General features: G+C 55.8%; 3 protein-coding genes and 1 pseudogene. All 4 read left to right on the forward strand.

The genetic code is table 11. The features are described 5' to 3' along the window. Positions 1-1,799: RHS repeat-associated core domain-containing protein (locus NJG22_RS24305; protein ID WP_253098462.1), on the forward strand; the 1,799-nt coding region annotated here is incomplete at its 5' end. A gap of 16 nt (positions 1,800-1,815) precedes the next feature. Next, entirely contained in the window at positions 1,816-2,430 is a 615-nt protein-coding gene (locus tag NJG22_RS24310; RefSeq protein ID WP_253098464.1) for a hypothetical protein, read from the forward strand. A 43-nt stretch (positions 2,431-2,473) separates the two neighbouring features. Beyond that, a pseudogene (locus NJG22_RS24680) lies at positions 2,474-2,656 on the forward strand (hypothetical protein); the annotation flags it as partial. A 75-nt stretch (positions 2,657-2,731) separates the two neighbouring features. Next, a partial coding sequence (locus NJG22_RS24685; RefSeq protein ID WP_366518861.1) for a hypothetical protein occupies positions 2,732-2,823 on the forward strand: 92 nt, incomplete at its 3' end.

Here is a 2,823-nt window from a genome sequence, read left to right on the forward strand (position 1 = left end):
ACGAAGCGGGCAACCTGACCCGCGAGCACCAGTACTACCTGGCCACCGGCACGCCGATGGTTGCGGTGTGGCAGCACGAATACGATGCGCTCAACCAACGTACTGCAACGATTCGTCCGGACGGTCACAAAGTCAGCTGGCTGACATACGGCAGCGGCCACCTGCTCGGCATGACCCTCGACCAGCACGAGATGTTGGCCTACGAGCGCGATGACCTGCACCGCGAGGTGGTGCGGCATCAGGGCAATAAGCTGATGCAGACCCAGGCCTGGGATCCGGTCGGGCGTTTGCAGGAACAACTGCTGGGCAGCCATGACGGCCAGTCCACGCTGCTCAAGCGTCAGTACCGTTATGACGCCGCAGGCCAGTTGACCAACATCCACGACAGCCGTCGTGGGCCGTTGGAGTACCAGTACGATCCAGTCGGTCGCCTGCTGCAGGCGACCAGCCGTCTGGGTGTGGAAACCTTCGCCTTCGACCCGGCCGGTAACCTGCTGGACCAGAAGACTCAGGAACTGAACCGCCCGCTGGAAGCTGACCCACGGCGCAACAAGCTGATGGACAACCTGCTGCGCGAGTACGCCGGCACTCACTACAAATATGACGAACGCGGCAACCTGATTCACCGCCTGCACAACGGTTCCCACGCGCACTTCACTTGGGACCTGTTCGACCGGCTGGCCAGTTACAACGACGACAAGCTCAAGGTCGACTACAGCTACGACGCCTTGGGTCGTCGTCTGCACAAACACTCGGTGGCGCATTTCTGGGATCGCCCCGAGGCGGGCACCGGCTGGAACCAGTTGCAACGGGCCAAGCGCCAACGTGAGCTTGGCTGTGGCTTCACCCTGTTTGGTTGGGATGGCGACACCCTGGCTTGGGAAAGCTCACCGCCACGTGATGAAGGCGACACCGGGCGCACCGTGCATTACCTATATGAGCCGGGCAGCTTTGTACCGGTCGCCCAGGCGTTGCGCAAAAGCCCGATCCTCCTGCACAAACAACCGGACTGGAGCCAGCGTGAATACGACTTTGATCAGGATCCGCTGTGGCACACGGATGTAAAGCCACGGGCGTTCGAGGCGATTGCCTGGTACCAGTGCGACCACCTCGGCACGCCGATGGAGTTGACCGATGAGCAAGGCAATGTCGCCTGGGCGGGGCAGTACAAGGCCTGGGGTGAAGTCCGCGAGGAGCGCTCGGAGTGGGCCAAGCAGCAGGGCCTGGGCAACTCGATTCGCTTCCAGGGTCAGTACCACGATCATGAGACGGGGCTGCATTACAACCGTTTCCGGTACTATGACCCAAGAACGGGACGCTTCATGGGGCAAGATCCAATCGGTTATGCGGGAGGTTTGAACCTCTACCAGTATGTAAGCAACCCCAATCAATGGATCGATCCAAGTGGGCTATGTAGTAAGGCTCTGAATAATGCACTGGGAGGGATGCCGAATGATCATATGCAGGCGCATCATTTGATTCCAGAACAGATTTGGCGTGAGCGAGCAAGCTTCTTCTCGGATATTGGTATCTATGAGCAGCGCGATGCCAAAGAGAATGGATTGTTAATGCCCGATAGTGCAGATAAAGCAAAGAGTATGGGCAAGATGTTTTATCATTGCGGCTCTCATGGGAAGGTGTATTCGCCCATGGTGGATAACATGGTTGCGAAAGTTCAAGATAGGTACGACGCTGGAGTGATAGATGAGGCCCAGGCTCGCTCAGAGGTGGCCACTATCCAGAAGAGATTAAGGGCAAGCCTGTCGGTTTCGGGTAAAAAACAGCGGCGTGTTAAATAAATTAGGGGTTGACAGAATGAAATATTTTGTTATTTCGCAAGTAGAGGCGCCGGGGGCCCCGTTAGGTTTCTTGAATGCGGCCCTGTATGACAAATATTATGAAAATAGTGAAGATGTGGAGTATGGGTTTTTTCCTTGGTATGCTGAGCGCAGAGCATCTAGAGAGCATAAACCATTCCCCGTAGGTATGGTGCTGATATCAAAGGATAAAAGCTATTCATTTGATATCAGGGGGGTGGCAGGATTCTATGTGGTAAGTGATGAATTTCTGCGTATTTGTAGCGGTTTTACCACTTGTGTCGAAGACTTCGCTTCTATTGAGGTTGTTGCCAAGGGTGGGGAGGGGATATCAGAGAAGAAATACAGTGCGGCCTATCTTGGTGGTCTAGATGTTCGGGACTATGCAGCCCCCGAGTCTACTTTCATTGAAGAGGATGGTTTGATTTTTAGGATCAAGAAGCTTGTGATGAACAGGGAAGTTGGTCTAGACCTTTTTCGTTTCAAAGGGCTGCACGCAGGAAGTGGTACTTTAATATGTTCTGAGCGTTTTGCCGACTCTGCAAAAGACCTGCATGGCATTAAAATTCAACCTATGGACTCCACTGTTTGGTCTCAGGTCAAGAGAATTTAGCTAGGTATCCCTTGTCAGCGACATTGTTCTGACAACCCACTGACACGACGCCTTGCTGGCCGCGCTGCTTACCACCGAGCAGCGCGCCAACGAGGCCAAGCACCACAAGGACCTGCCCGAAACCGCCGAACGCCTGGCCACCGCCAGCGACCAGTAGGACAGTCTCGCCGAGCTGGCCAAGCAGATGCAGGCTCAGGAGCCGGGCGACCAGGACACCGTGGCCAAAGCCATCCGCGAGTGGGCCGACGACGGCAGCTTCGAAACCCGCCTGCAATGGGACAAGCACATCCGCCTGACCACCGTGACCGACGCCCACGGCCAGCAGACCAAGCACTATTACGACATCCTCGGCTACACCTACCGCATCAAGCATCCGGACGGTAACTCCGAATG

The organism is Pseudomonas sp. VA159-2 (assembly GCF_024126635.1).
GTDB lineage: Bacteria > Pseudomonadota > Gammaproteobacteria > Pseudomonadales > Pseudomonadaceae > Aquipseudomonas > Aquipseudomonas muyukensis.

Bases quoted from the DNA above. Each gene is read 5' to 3' on its own strand.
- NJG22_RS24310 (WP_253098464.1), top strand. From the start codon at position 1,816: ATGAAATATTTTGTTATTTCGCAAGTAGAGGCGCCGGGGGCCCCGTTA.